Genomic DNA, 21,652 nt, shown 5'->3' with positions numbered 1-21,652 from the left:
TCAGCCCCGCAAAGGCCCGGACGGTTTTGTCCGGGTTCTTGCGCTTTTTGCGCTAGTGTGACTGGGATGAAAGAAAGGAGGGGGAACGATGCCGTCCATAACCAAAACCATCGAGCCTATCCAACTGGACCTCGTGCCGTTTCTTGCCAAAGCCATGGCCCGCCATGCGGCTGCCCGGCGTGAACTGGATGCCATTTATGCGGAAGGCTGTCTGATCGGCGAAGACGACGCTTCAGATAAAAAGAAAATATACAACCGCTATTACCGGCAATGCGATCCCCTGACGGAAATCTATTGCCACAAAGCCACCGAGTTGCTCCTGGCGACCGACGGGGACGGGGAAAACCGCCGCCGGGCGGCGGTAGCCATGGAACAGTTAGTAAAAAAGTGCTGGCGCTCCATCTATGCCTATATCAAGCACAGCGGCCCGGTCGTTCCCTTTGACCCCTTCTGGCTGCGCCAGGTGAAGAAGGAGGCCAAAGCAATGCCACGGGAATTGCGAATCTACCGCCTTTTCCCCTTCTCCTCCATCCACTGCCCCCGGTGCCGCCGCTTTCGTCGCCCGCCGGACAAGCCTGGCCGGTCAAAGCATCCCGGCTGCCGGCCGTCCGGAAAAAGAATATGCTGGACGGCGATTTCCCCGTATTTTTGTATCTGGCCAATCTGCTGGGGAAAACCGTCCTTGACCGCACCCAGTTGTTTCAACTGGCTTTTGAGGCCTATGCCAGAGAACGGGAGCGCATGCTCCGGCCCAGTACCCCGCCGGTCCTCACCGCCTCGCAGCAGGCCCTGGCCGCTGCGCTGTGGCAGTCGATTGACCAAACCCTGAACGGTATTCCGGTCAGCCTGGACGAGTACCTTCACACCCTCGACGGTCAGAGCCATGCATACCGGTTCGCGCCGGAACGCTGGCGCGGTTTGCCTTTTGACGATATCCGGCAGACCATCGTCAGCCGTAAGGAACTGCGCTCGGACGCTGCACCGGGAATGCCTTTTGCCCCGGGAAGAAGGGAGCAAGGGGAGAAGGAGGATTGTTTATGAATAACCAGGTCATTTTACCCGACAAGCGAGTGGTGGGCACCGGCTGGCGGCCGCCGCTGCCCGATTTGCGCGATTATACCGAATACCATCCCAATTTGCAGGCAACCATCAAACGGTTGGGGATCGACGAAACCGCCCCCCTGCCAGCCAAGGCGGATTTGCGTCAGTGGTGCAGCGCGCCCGTGCCGGAGCAGGGCAAGCTGGGGTCCTGTACTGCTCACGCGGCGGCCGCCATTATCGAATATTTTCAGAACCGGGCCTTTGGCAAACACTTTACTGCCTCGCGGCTGTTCATCTATAAAAACGCCCGCAACTTGCAAGGTGTGACCGGCGACCAGGGAGCCTACATCCGCGACACCATGGGGGTATTGGCATTGTGTGGCGTACCGCCGGAAAAATATTGGCCTTATACCGATAAGGTTCCTGATTTTGACAAAGAACCGACATCCTTTGTCTATGCGATTGCCGACAACTATGAAGCGTTGCAGTATTTCTGCCACGATCCCGCCGGCACCAATACCGCTCCGGCCGCTGTGCTGTGCAGCGTAAAAAAATACCTGGCCGCCGGCGTGCCCTCAATGTTCGGCTTTTACGGCTTTCCTTCCTTTACCGCTACCGATGTCCCCGGCGACATTTCCGGCCCCGGCCCGGAGGAAAAGGCCAGTTGGGGCCACGCGGTGGCGGCCTTTGGCTATGATGACGCCATGAAAATTAAAAACACCAAATACAACCGGGAAACCATCGGCGCGCTCCTCATCCGCAACTGCTGGGGCAGCGCCTGGGGCGACGCCGGCTACGGCTGGCTGCCGTACGAGTACGTCCTGAACAAACTGGCGTCGGATTTCTGGTCGCTCCTGCACATGGAATGGATTGCCACCGACCAGTTCGGCATGTAAAATGCAAGGCGGCTATGCCGCCGGAGAGAATAACAAGGCGCTTGACCGACCGGTTTGCAAGCTGTAACTGTCGCGGCCGGGGAAAAGCAAAAAGCCGCCCTCAGAGAAGGCGGCGCGGTATTGTAACAGAGCCAGAGGTAAAAATTTTCTTTTTTGCTCTGGAAAAATACGGTATAATAAACGTACAGGCTGCTCGGGGGACGGTTAGCCCCTTCCTTTTTAGGAAGGGGGTGGTAGGATGACTATTTACGAAGCATTGACATTTGCGGTCGCATTTGCCACGCTCATGGTATTGGTCACGACCAGAAAGAAATAACCGCCCCTGCTCAAAAGCGGCGGTTATTTCTCAATAACTAACGATTTGGGCTAACCGTTTTCCGGTTAGACAGCCTGTGGGGCTGGCGTGCTAGCAACACGTCAGTCCTTTTCTTATATTATACCCATTGGTATAAAAATATGCAACCAATCGAGAAAAAATCCTGCCTGTGAGGCTTTCGTTTACTTGCAATTCGTTTGAAATGAGCTATAATTAGAAATAGGTGGAAATTAAAAAGTCGCCGTGACCCGGAAGTGGTGGAACACTCCCGAGGCACGCGCAGGTGATAACAGCACCTACACGTAACAGCAAGCTGTCCACGACGACATTTCTATTATACAATGCCGCCCGCTTGAATACAAGCGAGGCGCTGAGTGTAACGGAGATGCCGGCAAGACGAGAGCAGGCTGTGCGACTTCACGCAGCAGATGACTAAGCCTATTCCTGATACACTGCCAACGGAAGGGCAAGCGTTCGCATACATATTTTTTTGACCGCTTTTCTGTTGAAGGCTAGGTATATCCTGGCTTGTTGGTATTGGGATTTAGCAGATGACGAAGCAAAGCGCATGTGTAGGGGTAAAAGCCTCGCATGCGCTTTTTAATTTCCCCCTATAAAGAAAACACGGCTTATGCCGAGCCTTTTGGGCGAAAGCGGAAGCCGATGTTGCACTTATCCAGTCAAAAGTTATACTTTCTGACTGGATAAAAAAAGCTGGCGGCAGCGCTAACGTGTATGCCGCAGCCTAAGTATAGGGGGCTTTGTTGTGTTTAACAGTATTTTAAACCAGGCGCTTGAGCAGTACGTCTCTGACAGAGTGGATAATATCCTCAGTATAGCCGGTGTTGCTGATGCAAAATACAAGAAACTAGTGAGAGAGGCTGATTCTGTACTATCACAGCTTATGGAAATTGCCCGCGAACTGGAAGCACAGCATTCGGAATTGCTGCGTCTGGTTATGGAGTATGAGGCCGCAACTAACATTGAATCCGGACTAGCGGCTGAAATTGTTTACCGGGAAGGTATTCGGGATAGCTGCAGAATACGTCAAGAAGTCGCCAATTTTATGCAGAAGCAAATTTAAGGATATGATTATTCCTCCAATTACAAATTTCGGAAGAGCCACGGGACGGTCCCTGTCGCCCGCTTTGTTCAAAGCAGCAAGGACAAAGTGATTGTCATTATTTCGGATGCCTTTCGCTATGAAACAGGCCGCTATCTGTATCAGAAACTGCAGGAGGATGCCCAATGTACGGCAACCCTGGATGCTATGATGGGCGTCCTGCCTTCTTATACACGTTTGGGAATGGCAGCTCTCTTACCGCATATGACACTGGAAATAACGGATGATTTCAAGGTTCTGAAGGATGGCGCGGTGCAGAAAATCACCAATCTCATTGCTTCTCTCGACTTCATTCAATCAGAACCGGTTAGCGATGTGGTGAAAGCAACCAGTTATAAGCTGTTCTTTATTTCCGAGGATAATGAAAAAATTTCCAGCGAGTGCATGTATGTGGCGGACAAGAAGGATGTTGATCCGCAAAAGAGAATATTCCGCTTGCGGTTTACGTTCAAAAACAGGCAGTACGACAAGTCCAAGAAGTATTACCTTGTGGCTTATGATATGAAAAACGACTTGGAAGTTCTGCGTTACGATGTGGTCATGGATATCGCTTTTGCCAATGACTTCGGATTTAACGTATAAGGTGGTGATACCGTGAGCGAATTGGAAATTTATTTCAAGACCGATTTAAGAGTGAACTGCTGCAGGGTACAAAGCCTGCCGGCCAGCATGACCAAGCCGCTGGGGCGGATTGCCGACCGGCAGCCATCACTGGGCGGCGAGCAGGAAAAGCAAGAGCAGTAACCAATGTGCTTGATCGACCTGGTTTGCCAATCTATAACTGTCTCGGTGGGGAAAAGCAAAAAGCCGCCCTCAGAGAAGGCAGCGCGGTATTGTAACAGAGCCAGAGGTAAAAATTGTTCTTTTTCGCTCTGGAAAAATACGGTATAATAAACGTACAGACTGCTCGGGGGACGGTTAGCCCCTTCCTGTAACAGGAAGGGGGTGGTAGGATGACTATTTACGAAGCATTGACATTTGCGGTTGCATTTGCCACGCTCATGGTATTGGTCACAACCAGAAAGAATAACCGCCCCTGTGCTCAAATAGTGGGCGGTTATTTCTTAAATAACTAAACGACGTTTGGGCTAACCGTTTTCCGGTTAGACAGCCTGTAGGGCTGGCGTGGTTGCAACACGTCAGTCCTTTTCTTATATTATACCCATAGAAATAAAAATATGCAACCGGCCGGAAAAAAGTCCTGCGTCCTGGAAGTGGTACGCAAGGCGTGTATTTTTTGAGGGATGGTCTTATAAAATAGCCCGGTAAATGGTTTCCAGATCTTGTTGGGATCCCTGGCGGGGGTTGGTCAGGCAGCAGACATCCTTAAGCGCATTTTCCGCCAGCCCGGGGATATCCTCGGGCTTAAAGCCCCGCAGTTCCGATAGTCTGGCAGGTAATCCGAGATCTTTATTAAGCTGCTGCACTTGGGCGATGAATTGCCGGGCGCTTGCCTCTGCCGAAAGTCCGGCAGTGTCAATACCGGCCGAGCGGGCAAGGTCCGCGTATTTGGTGACGGCGGCCGGCAGGTTATATTCCATGACGGCCGGCAGTAAGACGGCATTGCACAGGCCGTGCGGCAGGTTGTAAAAGCCGCCGAGCTGGTGGGCCAGGGCGTGTACATAGCCAAGATTGGCATTATTAAAGGCGATGCCTGCCAGGTATTCCGCATAAACCATGGCTTCTCTGGCTTTTACGTCACTCCCGTTTTGATAGGCCGTACGCAAATTGCCGACAATTAATTCGACAGCTTTAACCGCTTTGCAGTCGGTTACCGGACTGGCATTTGTTGAAACATAGGCTTCAATCGCATGGGTTAAGGCATCCATGCCGGTTGCCGCCGTCAGGCCGGGGGGCATGCCGATCATAAGCTCGGCATCGCTTACCGCGATGATGGGGGTGACGTGCCAGTCATTAACCGCCATTTTCACATGCCGTTCCTCGTCGGTAATGACGCAGAACCGTGTAAGCTCACTGCCGGTTCCGGCTGTTGTATTTATGGCAATAAGCGGTGCTGCCTGTTTTTTCGATTTATTCAATCCTTCATAATGGGCAATCTCACCTTGGTTAGTGGCCAGGAGCGCAATGGCTTTGGCGCAATCGTGGGGAGAACCGCCGCCGAAGGAGATCAAAAAGTCACAGCCGTTATCGTTAAGCAGTTTTAATCCGTAATTTACCTGGGTAACTGTGGGATTGGGCGAAACGTCTTTATAGATGATGTAGAAAATTCCCTCGGCATCAAGTAAATTTAAAAGTTTGTCAATCAATCCGCTGTCGACCAGTATTTTGTCGCTGACAATCAGGGCTTTTCTAAACATCATCGGTTTGATATAGTCGACGATTCGTTCCAGACAGCCTGTACCCAAGATACTAATAGGTGTCATAAAGTATTCGTGAAATTTCTTCATGGCTCACCCCTCCTTTTGCATAATTTCTTAAAAGAGTATCACTGTTTTTGCTGTTGCGCAAGGTTTTGGCGCTCTAACCGGGATACATTGGCAAAAAAGTAACAAACAATAACAAGTGCTAACTATTTTCTGCGCGGATCTGCGACTTACTAACCTTTTGGCCTTAAGGGACACCTAACCTCTGTTTCCCGCATAAAAAAGCAAGTTTCTGCAGACAAATATTTTAAAATAGAATTTTATTGATTAAATGCTTTAACTTCTTGCGAATGCGCATAGAATAGCAGGAGAATGATTTTGTCTGTAGAATCTAATTTAGCAATATATAACTGAATAACGCCACCATACAGGTGCCTCTTAAGGATAAGAGGAGAATAGGGAAGCTCGGAAGGATTGACAAAATCCTTAAACGACGCGGTCGCGCCACTGTAATCGGGGAAGAATGCCTTAGTATGCCACCGGCAATCCGGGAAGGCGAGGTGCTCTAACGATCCGTAAGCCAGGAGACCTGCCTGTTTTGGCTGTTATTTACCTCCGCGCCAGAGGTAGTACCAGAAGGACAGGATATGATGGATACTACTCCTAGCCCTTTTGGGCTGGGAGTATTTATATTTGGCGCAAAAAAATACAGGAGGCGTACAAAATATGAATTATCAGACAGAAGTGGACAATTTGGTTGATGGAGCAGCCAAACCGGTAAATAGTTTAGGTTTGATGGAAAGAATTTTAAAAAAGATGCTATTGGCTTGGGGGACGATGCATCCGGAGATCAAACCCTATCACTTAGTTTTTGCCGCTGATAACGGGGTTTTTGAGGAAGGGGTGGCCAATTTTTCCCAGGAAATTACCTATCTGCAGGCGCAAAACATGGTCGACGGCCATGCGACAATTAGCTGTTTCTGCCAGGCGAACAATGTTCCTTATTCCGTCATTGATATTGGCATCAATAATCCCAAAACGGCCGGTATCAACCGTCGCGTCGCTTGCGGTACCAAAAACTTTATGAAAGAGGAAGCGATGACACCGGCTGAGTTTGAAAAAGCTTGGCAGATTGGGGAGGAAATGGTTGGTTACGCCATTGATACTAAGGGGGCAAATTTGCTGTCATTTGGCGAAATGGGTATTGGCAATACCACCACTTCATCGGCTGTGCTGCATGCGATGACCGGAATTTTGCCGGAGTTTGTCGTAGGGTACGGCGCCGGGATTCATAATAATGAGGTTACCAAAAGAAAATGTGTTGTGGTAGCCAAAGGTGTCGAACGCCACCGGGAAACCTTCCGCCGCATCGAGGATATTTTGCGGTGTGTCGGCGGTCTGGACATTGTCGCGATTTGCGCAGGCATGATGGAATGTGCCAAACGTAAGACCCCTTTTGTCATCGATGGCTTTATTACGGCTGTTGCTTTTGCCTGTGCTTCCAGAATTGACAGACAGGTGGAACACTTTGGCCTGCCTTCCCATATGTCCAAAGAGCCTGGCATGTCTTATGCCATGCTGCTGGGAAATATATTGGCCGAGGATATCCCCATCAGGGCCAATATGGCGTTAGGTGAAGGGACGGGCGCCATCCTCATGATTGGCATACTCAAAACCATGATTTATACCATGTATAACATGGCTAAACTTTCCGACTTTAAATTAAGTGTTCCGGAAGAACCGCAAGTCGCCGGTATGTAATTCAGTTGCGCTAAAGCTATTTCATAAGGCAGCAGGAATTAAAGACGGCAATAGCAAATATCCCTAAGAACCTACTCCAATTTTGCAGGGGGATATTTTGTGGGTAACTACAACCGGTTTACTTTAGATGAAATAGTAAATACGCAGATTTTACAGGAGATTCAGGATAAGTTTTCCGAAACTACCGGTATAGCAGCTGTCATTGTTGATGTTGACGGCAAACCTGTGACTAAACCGAGCAAGTTTACTGATTTTTGTACCTATGTGCGGTCTTCACCGGAAGGCTTGGCCCGCTGCATGGCATGCGATGACCGCGGGGGCCGCAAAGCAATAGAACAGCAGCGCCCTTTCATTTATCGCTGCCATGGCGGGTTGACAGATTTTGCCGCGCCTATTATCGTGCAAAATCAATATTTGGGCGCTTTTTTGGCCGGACAGGTTGTATCGGACCAAGCTTTTGACACAAAACAGGAAATGCTCAAGCTCTTAAAGCCGGTTTCCAGGGAAGAAAATGTTTTGGCAATCTTGTTCGACAAAGTGGCTGTCGTACCGGAAAAACAACTCAAAGCCGCCGCCGATCTTCTCTATGTTATGGCTAGTTATATTGTGGAAATGGGGATCACCAATGTTGTTCAAAAACAGTTAATGGCAGAAATGCAGGCTAAGGCAGATTTGGAAAAATTGCTGCGGGATACTGAATTTAAAGCGCTTCAATCGCAAATCAATCCGCATTTTCTATTTAATACACTCAATACGATTGCCCGTTTATCTTTGCTGGAAGGGGCGGAACGTACCCAGGAAGTTGTGCATGCGCTTTCTGATTTGTTGCGTACCAATTTGCGCGATATAGCCGAAATGCGTACTCTGGCGGAAGAAATCAAATCAATGGAGGATTATTTGACGATTCAAAAGGTGCGGTTTGGTGACCGGATTCAGGCTGTCATTGACATTCATCCTGATTTAATGAAAACTTCTATTCCCACGCTGAGCGTGCAGCCTTTAGTGGAAAATGCTATTATCCACGGGCTGGAACCCAAAAAAGACGGCGGGCATATTTTTATCAAAGGGTACCGAGAACCTGACCGGAATGTGATTGTCATTGCCGACTCAGGGGTCGGCATGCCCGCAGAGACAATGGACAGCATTTTTCGTTCGGAGGCGCGTTCACGCAAAAGCCATACCACAGGTTTGGGGATCATTAATGTCCACAAACGGATTCAACACTACTTTGGTGAGGAATATGGTTTGCATATAGAAAGTAAAGTCGGCGAGGGTACAACAATTTATATAAATTTGCCCTCTTGTTACTGATGATATATTGCGCATTAAACAAGTTTGCAGGAGCAGGCGGGTGGTATGTGCAAAATATTTAGTACATTGTATATAAATAAGAGGAGACAGCTATGAATACATTGTTGATTGCCGATGATGAACAACTGGAACGGCAGGCTCTACGTTTTATTATTGAGAATAATTGCCCGGATGTACGCATAATCGCCGAAACCGGCGACGGCAAAAATGCTGTGGCTATTAGCACAGAAGAGAAACCCGATATTGTGCTCATGGATATTCGTATGCCTGAACTGAACGGCCTTGAGGCGGCGCGGGCAATTCGGGCAGTGCTGCCGGACACAACGATTGTCATGCTTACGGCTTTTGATGAATTTAACTATGCGAAAGAGGCTTTGTCCCTAGGAGCGGCCGAGTATTTGCTCAAACCGTTGCGGCCTAAGGATTTATTGCAGACTTTAAAGACGGTTACGGAAAAAATTGAGCAGCGCAAGCGCAAGGAGCGGGAAGAGGCTGAACTTAAAAAAAATCTTGATCAAGCCATGCCTTTTATTAAAAATTCATTTATTTATGATGTAATTTCCGGTAAAGTGACTGATTTGGATAATTTTCGCGATCGGGCAGGTTTTTTGGGGATTAAAGCCGATTCCGGCGTAATATTGGTCGCCAATATTGATAATTTTAAACAATTGACCAGCAGGACATCAGAACTGGAAAAACAAATGGTAAAGCAAAAAGTATATCAGCATGTCTGTGAAATCGCCGGCAAAGAAATGCTGGTTGTGCCTTTCGGCGGCGATGAAATTATCATTTATATTGGCTATGCGGGCGAAGCCAGTCCGGAGCAGGTTGCCCAGGAGGTACGGGATATTGCCGGGAGAATACGGGACGATATAACACAGCTGGGGATCAGTGTAACCATCGGCATTGGCCGCTATTATACGGATCCGCTGCAGATTCACAAATCTTACCTGGAGGCAGTCAGCGCCGAGCAGCAGAAATTTTATATAGGCGATAATCAAATTATTCATATTGATGATGTGCCGCATTTAAGTATGATCTCCTTCCGCTATCCTTTTAACTATGAGCGTAATCTTTTGGATAAAGTCCGCTGTGGCGAACGGCAGCAAGCCAAAGAGATTCTGCGGCAGCTTTTGCATGAAATCTTTACGGCTAAAGCCAGCATCGAGACGGTAAAGGCGTGTGTTCTGGAACTGCTGATTGTACTTTCCAGAGCGGCGGTAGAAGGGGGAGCCAATCTTGAGCAGCTCACCCTGCTTAATTTTAAGTGTATTAACCATTTAACGAGTTGCGCCGACAGGGAAGAAGTACGTCAGTGGATTCTCGATTCCCTGGACCAGTTCATGGATAATATGCTGGAGAACCGCAGTAGTATGAATGTAAGGCTTATTAACAAAGCCTGCACGTATATAACGAAAAATTTCCATAAGAGCATTTCTTTAGAGGAAGTTGCCCAGACGGTTCATTTGAGTCCCTATTATTTCAGCCGGATTTTTAAGGCGGAAAAGGGCTGTAACTTTGTAGAATTTTTAACTAAAGTCCGAATTGATAAAGCTAAACAGATGCTGAAAAATCCGGATCAAACAGTTGTGCGTGTGGCTGCTGAGGCCGGGTACCAGGATGCCAGCTATTTTTGCCGGGTTTTTCGCCAGGAAGTCGGGATTACACCCAATCAATACCGTACAAGATTAAAAAACAGCAAGGCAGCCGACACTACTGTATAGTAGCCAATAAAAAAAGAAATAACAATAACCTTAAAAAAAACAACAATAAATTACTATTGTGATTTTTTGTATCATACGGTATTTCAACAATTGCGAAAAAGACTGTGTTAAAACAGTCTTTTTTTGTTTTGATTCGCAAAAACAATAAAATCGAACAAATAAGTCCTATATGGTTTGAAACCGCCAATATGCCTAAAAACTATTCGATTATGGAACCTCGCAAATATGTCCTGTGGTAACGCAAGTTCATCTCAAGGTAAAGATACGAAAAAATCTAATTATTATGAGGAATTGAAATGACAACAGAATTGCGAGGTAGGGTCATGCTCCAAGAAAAACCGAGAGTGGTCCAGGAATATGTACCAGGCAAACAGGTGACATTAGCTCATCTTATTGCTAATCCCAAAAAAGAGTTGTGTGAAAGACTGGGTATTTTGAATTCAGGAGCGATTGGTATCCTAACCATCACTCCCTGCGAAGCAGCGATTATTGCAGCGGATACGGCAACAAAAACGGCAGCCGTACAAATCGGTTTTATGGATCGCTTTACCGGTTCTGTGGTAATTACCGGCACGGTTTCGGCTGTTGAGGCAGCCCTCAAACAAGTGGTTAACCTGTTGGCCGAGGGACTTGGGTTTTCGGCAACAAAACTGACAAGGTCATAGCGGATGATTATGCTGGTCGGGCCCGTAGGCGCGGGCAAAACATCACTCATTAATGCGATTCATAACGATTGCCGCAAGGCGGAAAAAACATCCAGCATCTGCTTTACCGACGGAGCCATTGATACACCGGGCGAATACGCGCAAATGCCGCGCTTTTATTCGGCATTAGCCGTAACGGCCACAAGCGCGAAGCTGGTTCTCATGATTCAGGATGCCACCGATCGCCGGATCACACTTCCACCCGGATTTGCCGCTATGTTTCCGCGGCCGGTAGTGGGAGTAGTTACCAAAATAGATGCCCCTGGCGCTGACCAGGAAAACGCCAGGCTGCGTCTCCTGCAAGCGGGCATACAAGAACCTTTCTTCTATGTTTCCGCTCACACGGGGGCGGGTTTGGAGAAATTAACAGAATATCTCGCACGAAAGGAGGTGTAAATTGTGAGCGAAGCGTTAGGTATGATTGAAACAAAAGGACTGGTAGGTGCTATTGAAGCTGCCGATGCTATGGTAAAAGCCGCGAATGTTATTCTGATAGGCTATGAAAAAATCGGGTCTGGCTTGGTTACCGTGATGGTAAGGGGTGACGTTGGTGCTACCAAAGCAGCTGTTGATGCAGGTGCCGCCGCCGCCAGAAATGTAGGAGAAGTGGTATCTGTCCACGTAATTCCTCGTCCCCACACCGATGTTGAAAAAATTCTTCCTACTGTTAAATAGCCATAATTTTGGAGGTGTAATTATATGCAAGACCAGTTGATTGAAAAGGTCATGGACGAAATTAAGAAGCGGATGGAGACAGAAACTGCGGCCGCTCCCGCCCAGGAGGCCGAAAAGGCGGCCTGCAACCCGGGAATTACCGAATTTGTTGGTACCGCCATTGGCGACACTGTGGGTTTGGTTATTGCCAATGTCGATCCGATGCTGCATGAAAAAATGAAACTTGATCCGAAATTTCGTTCGATTGGTATTCTTGGCGGCCGTACCGGTGCCGGCCCGCACATCATGGCTGCCGACGAAGCCGTAAAAGCCACGAACACGGAAATCGTCACCATCGAACTGGCGCGCGATACCAAAGGCGGCGCCGGTCATGGCTGCTTGATTATTTTCGGTGCGGAAGAAGTTTCCGACGCCCGGCGGGCTATTGAAGTTGCCTTAAAAGAATTGAACCGCACCTTCGGCGACGTCTATGGCAACGATGCCGGCCATATCGAACTTCAATACACGGCGCGCGCTAGTTTCGCCATTAACAAAGCGTTTGGCGCGCCCATTGGCAAAGCGTTTGGCCTGATCGTAGGCGCTCCGGCCGCTATCGGTGTATTAATGGCCGATACTGCCGTAAAGACCGCCAGTGTCGAGGCAGTTGGTTATGCCAGCCCGGCAGGCGGCACGTCCTATTCCAACGAGGTTATTCTCCAAATCACCGGTGATTCCGGCGCTGTGCGTCAGGCTGTACTTGCAGCCAAGAACGTAGGTAAAAAGGTATTAGAAGCTATGGCGGGCCCGGCTTCGTCCACGACAACGCCATATATCTAAAAAAAACAGGGGTGAATTTGCGATGAAAAGATCAAAACGTTTTGAGGTGTTGGAAGCCCGCCCTGTAAACCAGGATGGTTTCGTCGTTGAATGGCCGGAAGTTGGTTTAATCGCTATGGGCAGTCCCAACGATCCTAAACCCAGCATAAAGATTGAAAACGGAAAAATCGTGGAAATGGATGGCATTCCCCGCAGTAAATTTGACTTTATTGATCAATTTATTGCTGACTACGCCATTGATACCAGTGTTGCCGACAAAGCAATGGCTATGTCCGATGCTGAGATTGCCAAAATGCTTGTTGACGTTAATGTATCGCGTGACGAGCTTGTTAAAATTTTCCGTGGCCTGACGGCGGCGAAAATTGTCGCCGTACTTAACACCATGAATGTAGTAGAAATGATGATGGCACTCCAGAAAATGCGGGCCCGGAAGAGTCCTTCCAACCAAGCTCATGTTACCAATCCTCAGGATAATCCGGCACTGATTGCCGCCGATGCCGCGGAAGCAGCATTGCGTGGCTTCGATGAAATGGAAACAACAGTAGCTGTTGTCCGCTATGCCCCGTTTAACGCCTTGTCCATTTTGGTAGGCTCCCAGGTAGGCCGCGGCGGCGTACTTACCCAATGCTCGCTTGAAGAAGCCACAGAATTGCAGCTAGGCATGCGCGGCATCACCGCCTATGCGGAAACTATCTCGGTATACGGTACGGAAAACGTATTCGTAGATGGTGACGATACTCCCTGGTCCAAGGCATTTCTGGCTTCGGCCTATGCTTCCCGCGGTCTAAAAATGCGTTTCACTTCCGGTACCGGTTCCGAAGTCCAAATGGGTTATGCCGAAGGTAAATCCATGCTGTATCTGGAAGTACGCTGCATTATGCTGACCCGCGGCGCCGGCGTACAGGGCCTGCAAAACGGTTCCGTAAGCTGCGTCGGCGTACCGGCTGCCGTGCCTTCCGGCATTCGCGCCATTCTTGGTGAAAATCTGACCGCTGCGATGCTTGACCTCGAAGTAGCCTCCAGTAACGACCAGACCTTTACCCACTCCGATATTCGTCGTACCGCCCGTACCCTGATGCAAATGCTGCCGGGAACTGATTTTATTTGCTCAGGTTACAGCGCGACGCCAAATTATGATAACATGTTTGCCGGTTCCAACTGGGACATTGACGATTATGATGACTGGAATATTATCCAGCGTGATCTTATGGTTGACGGCGGCCTCAAACCGGCATCTGAAGAAGAGGTAATTGCCATACGCAATAAGGCGGCCAAGGCCATTCAGGCAGTATTCAAAGAGTTCGGTTTCCCGGCAATTACCGATGAGGAAGTGGAAGCAGTCACGTATTGCCATGGCACCAAAGAAATTATTAAGCGGAATGTTGTGGAAGACCTGAAGGCTGCCGGCGATATGATGAAACGCGGCGTTACCGGTGTGGATATCGTAAGAGCGCTGGCTAAAAACGGCTTCGGCGATGTCGCTGAAAATGTACTGGGTATTCTCAAACAACGTATTTCCGGTGATTATCTCCATACCTCGGCTATTCTTGACAAACATCTTAACGTTATCAGCGCCGTAAACAATAAGAACGACTACGCTGGACCGGGAACAGGCTATCGCCTCAGCAAAGAACGTTGGGATGAAATTAAAGACATACGCCAGGCCATTAAACCGTCTGATTTTGACGTGTGATCTAAAGAGAGGTGGATGGAAATGGAAATTAACGAACAATTGATTCGGGAAATAGTTGGGCAAGTTCTCGCCGGCATGGCGCAGCCTGAAGCGCCGAAACCAGCTGTGGCCACCGGACGTTCCATGACCCTGGTGGAAAAAGGGGAGGCCCGCCCAGGAACCAGAAATGATGAAGTGATTATTGCGCTGGCGCCGGCTTTTGGCAAATACCAGAATAAAACGATTGTCAATATCCCGCATAGTGATGTATTGCGTGAAATAATCGCCGGTATCGAAGAGGAAGGCGTAAAGGCCAGAATTATTCGCGTTCTTAGAACTTCGGACGTGGCCTTTGTCGCTCATGACGCGACAAAGCTTAGCGGTTCAGGTATTGCTATCGGCATTCAATCCAAAGGGACAACCGTTATTCATCAAAAAGATTTGCCGCCGCTTAGCAATCTTGAACTTTTCCCACAAGCGCCGCTACTGGATCTTGAGGCTTTCCGCCAAATCGGGAAAAATGCCGGTCAATACGCCAAGGGGCAATCGCCTGTGCCGGTTCCGACCAAAAACGACCAGATGGCGCGGCCGAAATATCAGGCCAAGGCAGCCGTCCTTCATATTAAAGAAACCGAGCACGTTGTTCCCGGTGCCAAACCGGTTGAACTCGACGTACAGTTTAACTAGGCGGAGGTGAAGATAAATGTCAGATAATAAAATGTTAGAAGATATCGTGCGTGAAGTATTAAAATCCATGGCCGGTGCTCCGCAGGCCGCCGCGCCGGCAACTACCTGTCAATCTTCCAAAAGTGCAGGCCTTTGTCCGGAACGCGACTATCCCTTGGCCAGCAAGCGTCCGGAACTCTTAAAAACTCCTAGCGGTAAAACACTTGCCGATATTACCCTGGATAAAATCATGAATGGCGAGGTAAAATCCGAGGATGTCCGCATCACCCCGGATACCCTCAAAATGCAGGCGGAAATTGCTGACGGTGTGGGCAGATATCAGTTTGCCAACAATCTTCGCCGGGCTGCCGAACTTGTGGCCATTCCCGACGATCGCGTCCTGGAAATTTATAATGCCATGCGTCCCTATCGTTCCACTAAACCAGAGCTGTTTGCGATTGCCGATGAACTGGAAAGCAAATATAACGCAAAAATTAACGCCGCTTTCGTGAGAGAGGCCGCAGAAGTTTACGAGCGCCGGAACCGTCTCAGAGCGGATTAAGGTGGGAGCTCTCATGCCTATCGTTGCAGGCGTGGATATTGGTAACTCCACAACTGAAGTTTGTTTGGCCGAGATCGATTCTACGAGCCAAATAAAAAAGTATTTAGCAAGTAGTATTACCAAAACAACAGGTATCAAGGGAACGTTGGCCAATGTGCCGGGCATCATGAACGCCTTGAAGGAGGCGGCAGCAATAGCGGGTTTGCACGTAGAAGAGATCGGCCAAATACGGCTGAATGAGGCAACGCCGGTTATTGGTGATTTGGCCATGGAGACCATTACGGAAACCATTATTACCGAATCCACCATGATTGGGCATAACCCTTCCACACCGGGAGGAATTGGCTTAGGAGTAGGCACAACCATCCGTTTCAGCGACCTTGCTACCGTTTATCCGGGTCAAAAAGTCATCTGTTTAATTCCCCAAGGCATTGATTTTGAGGATGCGGCCCGCGCCATTAACGCTGCCGTTAGTAGAGGCGTGGCCGTACAGGGGGCAATCGCACGGCAGGATGATGCGGTGCTGATTGCCAACAGACTGGAGCAGCCAATACCTGTTGTTGATGAAGTAACATTAATTGAAAAGGTTCCGGTAGGTATGCTTGCTGCCGTTGAAGTTGCGGAGGCCGGACAGACCATCAAAACCTTATCAAATCCCTATGGCATTGCTACCGTCTTCGGTCTAACGTCTGACGAAACAAAAATGGTTGTCCCGATCGCCAGAGCTTTGATTGGCAATCGCTCGGCAGTGGTTGTCCGTACACCCCAGGGAGATGTAAAAGCACGGTCTATTCCCGCCGGTTTTATCACCATAATCGGGCAAAAGGGCAAAGCCGATATGGATATCGAGGCGGGCTCAGATGCCATTATGGAAGCGGTGGAACGTGTTCAGCCGATAACGGATGTCCAGGGAGAAGCCGGCACCAATGTCAACGGCATGCTGGAAAGAGTGCGCCAGGTTATGGCGGAACTTACCGCGCAGCCGGTAGCTGAGATGAAGATCCAGGACATACTGGCCGTTGATACTTTCGTACCGCAAAAGGTACAAGGCGGGCTGGCCGGCGAGTTCGCCCTGGAAGGGGCAGTGGCGTTGGCCGCTATGGTTAAAACCAGCAGATTGCCGATGGAACAAATTGCCAACAAGCTCAAGGAAGAATTAAAGGCAGATGTGGTGATTGCCGGGGTGGAAGCCAATATGGCCATTCGCGGGGCGTTAACAACTCCCGGCACCGATAAGCCGCTGGCAATTCTCGATATGGGGGGCGGTTCAACCGATGCCGCTATCATCACCCGCGATGGCCGGATCCATTCGATTCATTTGGGTGGTGCCGGCGATATGGTCACCATGCTGATTAATTCCGAATTAGGGCTTAATGACTTTGATTTAGCCGAGGATATAAAAAAATATCCGCTGGCCAAGGTGGAAAGCCTGTATCATGTCAGACTGGAAGACGGTACAGTAAAATTTTATGAAAATCATTTGCCGCCGCATGTATTTGCCCGGGTAGTTATTTTAAAGGAGGACGGTATGGTTCCCATACCTTTTGATCATGCCCTTGACAGAATCCGGCAGGTACGGCGGGAAGCCAAAAGGCGTGTTTTTGTCACCAATGCACTCCGCTCACTGAAGCGGGTCGCCCCTACCGGCAATATCCGGCATATTGAGTTTGTCGTGCTGGTCGGCGGTTCAGCGATGGATTTCGAAGTAGGGGATATGGTGACAGATGCACTGGCTGAATATGGAATTGTTTGCGGACGCGGCAATATCCGCGGCAGTGAAGGACCAAGAAATGCTGTTGCAACAGGTTTGGTTCTATCCTATCTTGATAGCGGGGCGTGAGCATTATGCAGTCAGAACAAATACCCAATAAACCCAGCATAATGATTTACAGTTATCCGCATCCGGGCTGTGAGAATAAATTACGTGAGCTTCAGGCAGGCATGGAGGAAGAAGGGGTACCTTACGCGCTGTTGACTGCAGAAAACAACAATGTTGTGGTTCTTGCCTATCAAGGCGCCCAAGTTTCGCCACTTGGCGTGGGGGTGGGAATCGGTCCTGCGGGCATGTGTATTCATTATCATAAATTGCCTGAAAACCAGCCGCTGTTTGTGCTTGAAGGGGAAGGCACCGCTCGCGCGTGGCGCCGGTTTGGCTATAATGCCGCCCGGTTGGTGAAAGGGCTGCCTTTTAAAGAAAACACAAAAGAGGAAACAGCTGTTGCGGCTGATCAAATGTCTCAACTATATGCGAGTGTCCGTGAGATTGTCCTTAAAGTATTACAGGAAAGTGCTCAAGGCCATGGGGGGGTGAATACATGGTCAAAAACGCCTTAGGTCTGATTGAGGTAGTTGGCCTGGCTGCCGGTGTAGAAGCGGCCGACGCTGCCGTCAAGGCGGCTAATGTTGAATTAATCGGTTATGAGCTTGCCAGAGGCGGCGGCTTGGTTGTTATTAAAGTTTGCGGCGATGTCGGTGCTGTCAAGGCGGCAGTTGATGCCGGCGCGGCGGCGGCTGCCAAAATAAATAAAGTGTTTGCCAAACATGTCATACCGCGCCCACATAATACATTGGGCAAAATTTTACTTACTAAGGAAACAGTAGGCCACAAGCCGGAGGGGGCTGTAGCAGCAGCTGTTCAGCCCGCGGTTGAACCGGCGGTTCCGAGTGAAGCGGTGATGATTATTCCACCTGAGCCGGAGACTGCGGATATAACGGCAACGGCGGAAACTACGGTCATTGAACCGGTAAGCGAAGCAGCAGATGAAAAACCGGTTGTTGCCGGCAATTCGGCTGACGTTTGCAATCTGTGTGGCGACCCTGCTTGTCCAAGAAAAAAAGGCGATCCCAGGGTGACTTGCATTCATTACGATAAAAACAAGGAGGATGAATAGTATGCGCGGAGAGGCATTAGGAATGGTTGAAACCAAAGGACTGGTCGGTGCGATTGAAGCTGCTGATGCTATGGTCAAGGCTGCTAACGTAGCTCTAGTTGGCTATGAGAAAATTGGGTCAGGATTAGTCACTGTTATGGTACGCGGTGATGTGGGAGCCGTCAAGGCGGCTACCGACAGCGGTGCCGCGGCGGCCCAAAGAGTGGGCGAGCTGATTTCGGTGCACGTGATTCCCCGGCCTCATACAGATATTGAAAAGATTCTTCCCAAGTCGGAGTAAATAGATGAAAGCGGGATTGCCGCCATCCCTGGCAATGACCTGAAAACAGGCTGATTGCGGGCACTCGCGTGGCAATCTCCGCTTTTCTTGAGGAACCTATATTATTGGTAATAACGGGGTGAGATGATGGATCAAAAACTTCTGGAGCAGATTGTAAGCCAGGTCGTGGCTGCCCTGCCTGAACTGAATCAGGCGGCAAAGACAGAGCAAGGTATTCCTGTTGGCGTATCCAACCGTCACATCCACCTCTCGGCCGAGCACATCGAAGTTTTGTTTGGCAGCGGTTATACCCTTACAAAAGAGAAAGACTTAAAGCAGATCAATGAATTTGCGGCTAAGGAAACCGTTACCCTGGTAGGTCCCAAGGGTGTCATGCGTAATGTTAGGGTATTAGGGCCTGTACGTAAGTTTACTCAGGTTGAGATTTCCCGTACGGACGGTTTCAGTCTGGGCGTAGTGCCGCCGCTGCGGGATTCCGGCAATATTCAAGGGTCCCCCGGTATTGTCGTTGCGGGACCCAAAGGAGCAATCACGCTAAAGGAAGGCGTGATTTGTGCAGCCCGTCATATTCATATGGAAGAGAATGACGCCCGGCGGTTTAACGTAGCTGACGGTGACCGCGTCACTGTTCAGGTTGGCGGCCCTAGAGGCGGAACCTATTGCAATGTACTTATCCGGGTAAGTCCCAACTTCCGTTTGGAATTTCATATTGACACCGACGAAGCCAATGCCGCCGAACTGCGTAATGGTGACAAAGTCACGTTAGTGTCAGTGGGGGAGAATTAATGTGGACAATGAAAAACTTGTGGAGTTAGTTACCGCCGAGGTAATGCGCCGTCTGGGGTCGGCACAGGGTGAAAAGCCACTACAGACAGCAGCGCCGCTCTATACAGCGCTGGCTATTTTCACGGGTGGAAGCATTGGGCTGGAAACAAGTCTGGAGGAGCTAAAAGCTTTGCAGGCTATCGGTACGAAACTTACTGTCGTTCTTTCACAAGCGGCGGAAACCATCGTCGGGGAAAACTGGATCAAGGAAAAACTGGGTAGTGATATTCCCATTATTACATCTCAGTCCCCCTATCCGGGAAAATACCTGCGGGCTGCCGATATCGTACTGGTGCCGGTATTAACCCAAAATACAGCGGCAAAACTGGCGCATACCCTGTCTGATACCATGGCTTGTACATTAATCATCCAGGCGCTGATGCTTGGCAAGCCCGTACTGGCGGCGGCAAATGCGGCAGATCCTCAGGATGGGTGGCGGGTACAAAAAGAAATGACCAAAACGCCGCCGGCTTTGCGTGAGGCATTGCAGAATAACTTAAAGAAAATTGCGGCGTTTGGTATTGAGCTTACGCCTGTGGATTCTTTAGCGGCAGCGGCCAAAAAAGCTTTACGCAAGGAAACGAACAGTGATTTGCCGGTTATTTTGGATAAGCCGGCGAAAAAACAGGTGCTTGATGCGGAAGCTGTCAGGCGTGCCGCTCAGAGCGGCACGGGAATCGTTAAGATAGAGCAAGGTACTTTGGTCACGCCGCTAGCACGTGATATTGCCAGAGAATCCCATATTGATATTGTTTACAATTAGCCGGTCAGGAAGGATGAAAAGAGCATGTGGGTTGGAAAAATAATCGGAACGCTTGTGGCTACCCCTAAGGACGACAGTTTAACAGGCAGCAAGCTACTGATCGTACAGCCGACTCGTTTGGGTGCGGAAGCACCGGGTAAGCCTATCGTTGCCGTAGACACAATTGGCGCCGGGACTGGCGAAATTGTACTTGTTGTTGATGGAAGCTCCGCCCGCCATGTTACCGGCAACCCACATTCGGCGGTAGATGCGGCCATTGTTGGCATTATTGACAACATCGAAGTGAATAAAAGTTTACTCGAGGAGTAATGTACCATGAAAGTGTATACCAAAACAGGCGATGAAGGAAAAACCAGCTTGCTGAGCAAAGAGCGGATTTTTAAAGACAGCGTCCGGGTACACGCTTACGGTACGGTAGATGAAGCTAATGCTGCCATGGGTTTGGCTAAGTCACTTACCAATAGACAATGGGCTATCGACATTATTCATCCCATCCAGCAGGAACTGATTTTATTAAATGCTGATTTAGCTACAGCAGAGGTAACGGAAAACAGCACATATCGCATTACTCATACCCATGTCGAACGTTTAGAGAAGATTATCGATCAATTAGAGGAGCGGCGTATTCCGCAGCACTACTTTGTTACGCCCGGAGGAACGCAGGCCAGTGCCGCGCTTGACCTGGCGCGTACCATTGTGCGGCGCGCCGAGCGGTATATTGTTAGGCTAAAGCGTACGGAAACGGTCAATACCCCTGTTGCCCTGTATGTAAACAGGCTGTCTGATCTGTTATTTGTTTTGGCTAGATGCGTGGAGCAGGAAGAACTTATTACCCAAGTAACCCAAATTGTTATGCAGGTTCTTCAGGAAGCAAAACAAGCTGATGGGGGGAAAAGCGATATGTTGGAAAAAGCAAAAAAATTGATTGCGGCAGCTGAAAAAAAGGCCCTTGAAATCAATGTGCCGATGGTTATTGCCGTCGTGGACGCCGGCGGCAACCTTGTTGCGCACGAACGGATGGATGATGCTTTATTAGCCAGTGTGTCCATCGCCCTCAATAAAGCGTACACGGCCGTCGCGCTCAAGATGTCTACCGAACAGGCCGCGGCAGTAGCTCAGCCAGGGCAGAGTCTGTATGGAATCAATACGACAGATGGCTGCCGCCTGGTGATATTCGGCGGCGGCATACCCATCTGGGAGAATGGTGTTTTAATTGGCGGCATTGGTGTGAGCGGCGGATCAGTTGATGAAGATATGTCCGTAGCCAAAGCCGGTCTGGAGGCCTTGCAGTAAGGCGATTCA

General features: G+C 49.4%; 26 protein-coding genes, 1 pseudogene and 1 riboswitch. Of the genes and pseudogenes, 25 read left to right on the top strand and 2 right to left on the bottom strand.

Going from position 1 to position 21,652, the window contains the following annotated elements:
* Positions 1-195 (bottom strand): hypothetical protein, encoded by a 195-nt coding sequence (locus tag BLR65_RS30485; protein WP_143122584.1) that lies wholly within the window; start codon positions 193-195, stop codon positions 1-3.
* Between the two features lie 75 nt (positions 196-270).
* Between BLR65_RS30485 and BLR65_RS30480 the strand changes: the two genes are divergently transcribed.
* The 7 genes and pseudogenes from BLR65_RS30480 to BLR65_RS31440 all read left to right on the top strand — a co-directional run bounded on the left by BLR65_RS30480 (position 271) and on the right by BLR65_RS31440 (position 4,452).
* Positions 271-444 (top strand): hypothetical protein, encoded by a 174-nt coding sequence (locus BLR65_RS30480; RefSeq protein ID WP_218130636.1) that lies wholly within the window; start codon positions 271-273, stop codon positions 442-444.
* A 99-nt stretch (positions 445-543) separates the two neighbouring features.
* Positions 544-1,041 carry a hypothetical protein gene (locus BLR65_RS29105; RefSeq protein ID WP_143122583.1) on the top strand — a complete coding sequence of 166 codons (498 nt, stop codon included), beginning with the start codon at positions 544-546 and terminating at the stop codon, positions 1,039-1,041.
* Positions 1,038-1,937 (top strand): C1 family peptidase, encoded by a 900-nt coding sequence (locus tag BLR65_RS14170; protein ID WP_093794841.1) that lies wholly within the window; start codon positions 1,038-1,040, stop codon positions 1,935-1,937. The genes BLR65_RS29105 and BLR65_RS14170 overlap by 4 nt, the downstream gene beginning before the upstream one ends.
* Before the next feature lie 1,082 nt (positions 1,938-3,019).
* Positions 3,020-3,337 (top strand): hypothetical protein, encoded by a 318-nt coding sequence (locus BLR65_RS14165; RefSeq protein ID WP_093794840.1) that lies wholly within the window; start codon positions 3,020-3,022, stop codon positions 3,335-3,337.
* 66 nt (positions 3,338-3,403) lie between these two features.
* Positions 3,404-3,958 (top strand): annotated as a pseudogene (locus BLR65_RS14160) (PglZ domain-containing protein); the annotation flags it as partial.
* Between the two features lie 12 nt (positions 3,959-3,970).
* A complete protein-coding gene (locus BLR65_RS29820) occupies positions 3,971-4,120 on the top strand; it encodes a hypothetical protein (protein WP_169717049.1) in 150 nt (49 codons plus the stop codon).
* A 209-nt stretch (positions 4,121-4,329) separates the two neighbouring features.
* The gene (locus BLR65_RS31440; RefSeq protein WP_281241542.1) at positions 4,330-4,452 is read left to right on the top strand and encodes a hypothetical protein; all 123 of its coding nucleotides are present in this window, start codon (positions 4,330-4,332) and stop codon (positions 4,450-4,452) included.
* Between the two features lie 174 nt (positions 4,453-4,626).
* Here the strand turns inward: BLR65_RS31440 and BLR65_RS14155 are convergent, their stop codons facing one another.
* Positions 4,627-5,784 carry an iron-containing alcohol dehydrogenase gene (locus BLR65_RS14155; RefSeq protein WP_093794838.1) on the bottom strand — a complete coding sequence of 386 codons (1,158 nt, stop codon included), beginning with the start codon at positions 5,782-5,784 and terminating at the stop codon, positions 4,627-4,629.
* Positions 5,785-6,112: 328 nt separating this feature from the next.
* Positions 6,113-6,311: riboswitch (cobalamin riboswitch) on the top strand.
* A 115-nt stretch (positions 6,312-6,426) separates the two neighbouring features.
* Here BLR65_RS14155 and BLR65_RS14150 point away from each other — a divergent pair.
* The 18 genes from BLR65_RS14150 to BLR65_RS14065 all read left to right on the top strand — a co-directional run bounded on the left by BLR65_RS14150 (position 6,427) and on the right by BLR65_RS14065 (position 21,643).
* Entirely contained in the window at positions 6,427-7,461 is a 1,035-nt protein-coding gene (locus BLR65_RS14150) for a nicotinate-nucleotide--dimethylbenzimidazole phosphoribosyltransferase (RefSeq protein ID WP_093794837.1), read from the top strand.
* A gap of 99 nt (positions 7,462-7,560) precedes the next feature.
* Positions 7,561-8,772, top strand: coding sequence for a sensor histidine kinase (locus BLR65_RS14145; RefSeq protein ID WP_093794836.1), 1,212 nt, complete (start codon positions 7,561-7,563; stop codon positions 8,770-8,772).
* 92 nt (positions 8,773-8,864) lie between these two features.
* Entirely contained in the window at positions 8,865-10,496 is a 1,632-nt protein-coding gene (locus BLR65_RS14140; protein WP_093794835.1) for a response regulator, read from the top strand.
* 296 nt (positions 10,497-10,792) lie between these two features.
* Positions 10,793-11,161: an ethanolamine utilization microcompartment protein EutS gene (gene eutS, locus BLR65_RS14135; protein ID WP_425441019.1), complete on the top strand. Its 369-nt coding sequence runs from the start codon at positions 10,793-10,795 to the stop codon at positions 11,159-11,161.
* Positions 11,162-11,170: 9 nt separating this feature from the next.
* Positions 11,171-11,596: a EutP/PduV family microcompartment system protein gene (locus BLR65_RS14130; protein WP_245692788.1), complete on the top strand. Its 426-nt coding sequence runs from the start codon at positions 11,171-11,173 to the stop codon at positions 11,594-11,596.
* Positions 11,597-11,875, top strand: a complete 279-nt coding sequence (gene pduA / locus BLR65_RS14125; RefSeq protein WP_093794833.1) for a propanediol utilization microcompartment protein PduA — start codon at positions 11,597-11,599, stop codon at positions 11,873-11,875. It abuts the gene before it with no gap.
* Positions 11,876-11,899: 24 nt separating this feature from the next.
* A complete protein-coding gene (pduB, locus tag BLR65_RS14120) occupies positions 11,900-12,691 on the top strand; it encodes a propanediol utilization microcompartment protein PduB (RefSeq protein ID WP_093794832.1) in 792 nt (263 codons plus the stop codon).
* A 22-nt stretch (positions 12,692-12,713) separates the two neighbouring features.
* Positions 12,714-14,384, top strand: a complete 1,671-nt coding sequence (locus tag BLR65_RS14115; RefSeq protein ID WP_093794831.1) for a propanediol/glycerol family dehydratase large subunit — start codon at positions 12,714-12,716, stop codon at positions 14,382-14,384.
* A 21-nt stretch (positions 14,385-14,405) separates the two neighbouring features.
* Positions 14,406-15,050, top strand: a complete 645-nt coding sequence (locus BLR65_RS14110) for a propanediol/glycerol family dehydratase medium subunit (RefSeq protein ID WP_093794830.1) — start codon at positions 14,406-14,408, stop codon at positions 15,048-15,050.
* A 16-nt stretch (positions 15,051-15,066) separates the two neighbouring features.
* Entirely contained in the window at positions 15,067-15,591 is a 525-nt protein-coding gene (locus tag BLR65_RS14105) for a diol dehydratase small subunit (protein ID WP_093794829.1), read from the top strand.
* Positions 15,592-15,604: 13 nt separating this feature from the next.
* Positions 15,605-17,431: a diol dehydratase reactivase subunit alpha gene (locus BLR65_RS14100; protein ID WP_093794828.1), complete on the top strand. Its 1,827-nt coding sequence runs from the start codon at positions 15,605-15,607 to the stop codon at positions 17,429-17,431.
* Positions 17,432-17,436: 5 nt separating this feature from the next.
* On the top strand, positions 17,437-17,925 hold the full coding sequence (locus tag BLR65_RS14095; RefSeq protein ID WP_093794827.1) for a glycerol dehydratase reactivase beta/small subunit family protein: 489 nt from the start codon (positions 17,437-17,439) through the stop codon (positions 17,923-17,925).
* Positions 17,907-18,482, top strand: a complete 576-nt coding sequence (locus BLR65_RS31825) for a BMC domain-containing protein (RefSeq protein ID WP_093794826.1) — start codon at positions 17,907-17,909, stop codon at positions 18,480-18,482. Before BLR65_RS14095 ends, BLR65_RS31825 begins: the two co-directional genes overlap by 19 nt.
* Position 18,483: 1 nt before the next feature.
* On the top strand, positions 18,484-18,762 hold the full coding sequence (eutM, locus tag BLR65_RS14085) for an ethanolamine utilization microcompartment protein EutM (RefSeq protein WP_093794825.1): 279 nt from the start codon (positions 18,484-18,486) through the stop codon (positions 18,760-18,762).
* 123 nt (positions 18,763-18,885) lie between these two features.
* Entirely contained in the window at positions 18,886-19,548 is a 663-nt protein-coding gene (pduL, locus tag BLR65_RS14080) for a phosphate propanoyltransferase (protein WP_169717048.1), read from the top strand.
* A 1-nt stretch (position 19,549) separates the two neighbouring features.
* Positions 19,550-20,350 (top strand): flavoprotein, encoded by an 801-nt coding sequence (locus BLR65_RS14075; protein WP_093794823.1) that lies wholly within the window; start codon positions 19,550-19,552, stop codon positions 20,348-20,350.
* Positions 20,351-20,374: 24 nt separating this feature from the next.
* The gene (locus BLR65_RS14070; RefSeq protein WP_093794822.1) at positions 20,375-20,659 is read left to right on the top strand and encodes a EutN/CcmL family microcompartment protein; all 285 of its coding nucleotides are present in this window, start codon (positions 20,375-20,377) and stop codon (positions 20,657-20,659) included.
* Between the two features lie 6 nt (positions 20,660-20,665).
* Positions 20,666-21,643, top strand: a complete 978-nt coding sequence (locus BLR65_RS14065; RefSeq protein ID WP_093794821.1) for a cob(I)yrinic acid a,c-diamide adenosyltransferase — start codon at positions 20,666-20,668, stop codon at positions 21,641-21,643.
* The last annotated feature ends 9 nt before the right edge of the window (positions 21,644-21,652 follow it).

Origin of the sequence: Sporomusa acidovorans, assembly GCF_900101845.1 — a bacterium.
Lineage (GTDB): Bacteria > Bacillota > Negativicutes > Sporomusales > Sporomusaceae > Sporomusa > Sporomusa acidovorans.
Note: the sequence above shows the minus strand (reverse complement) of the source record. Positions and strands in the feature narration are given on the sequence as shown.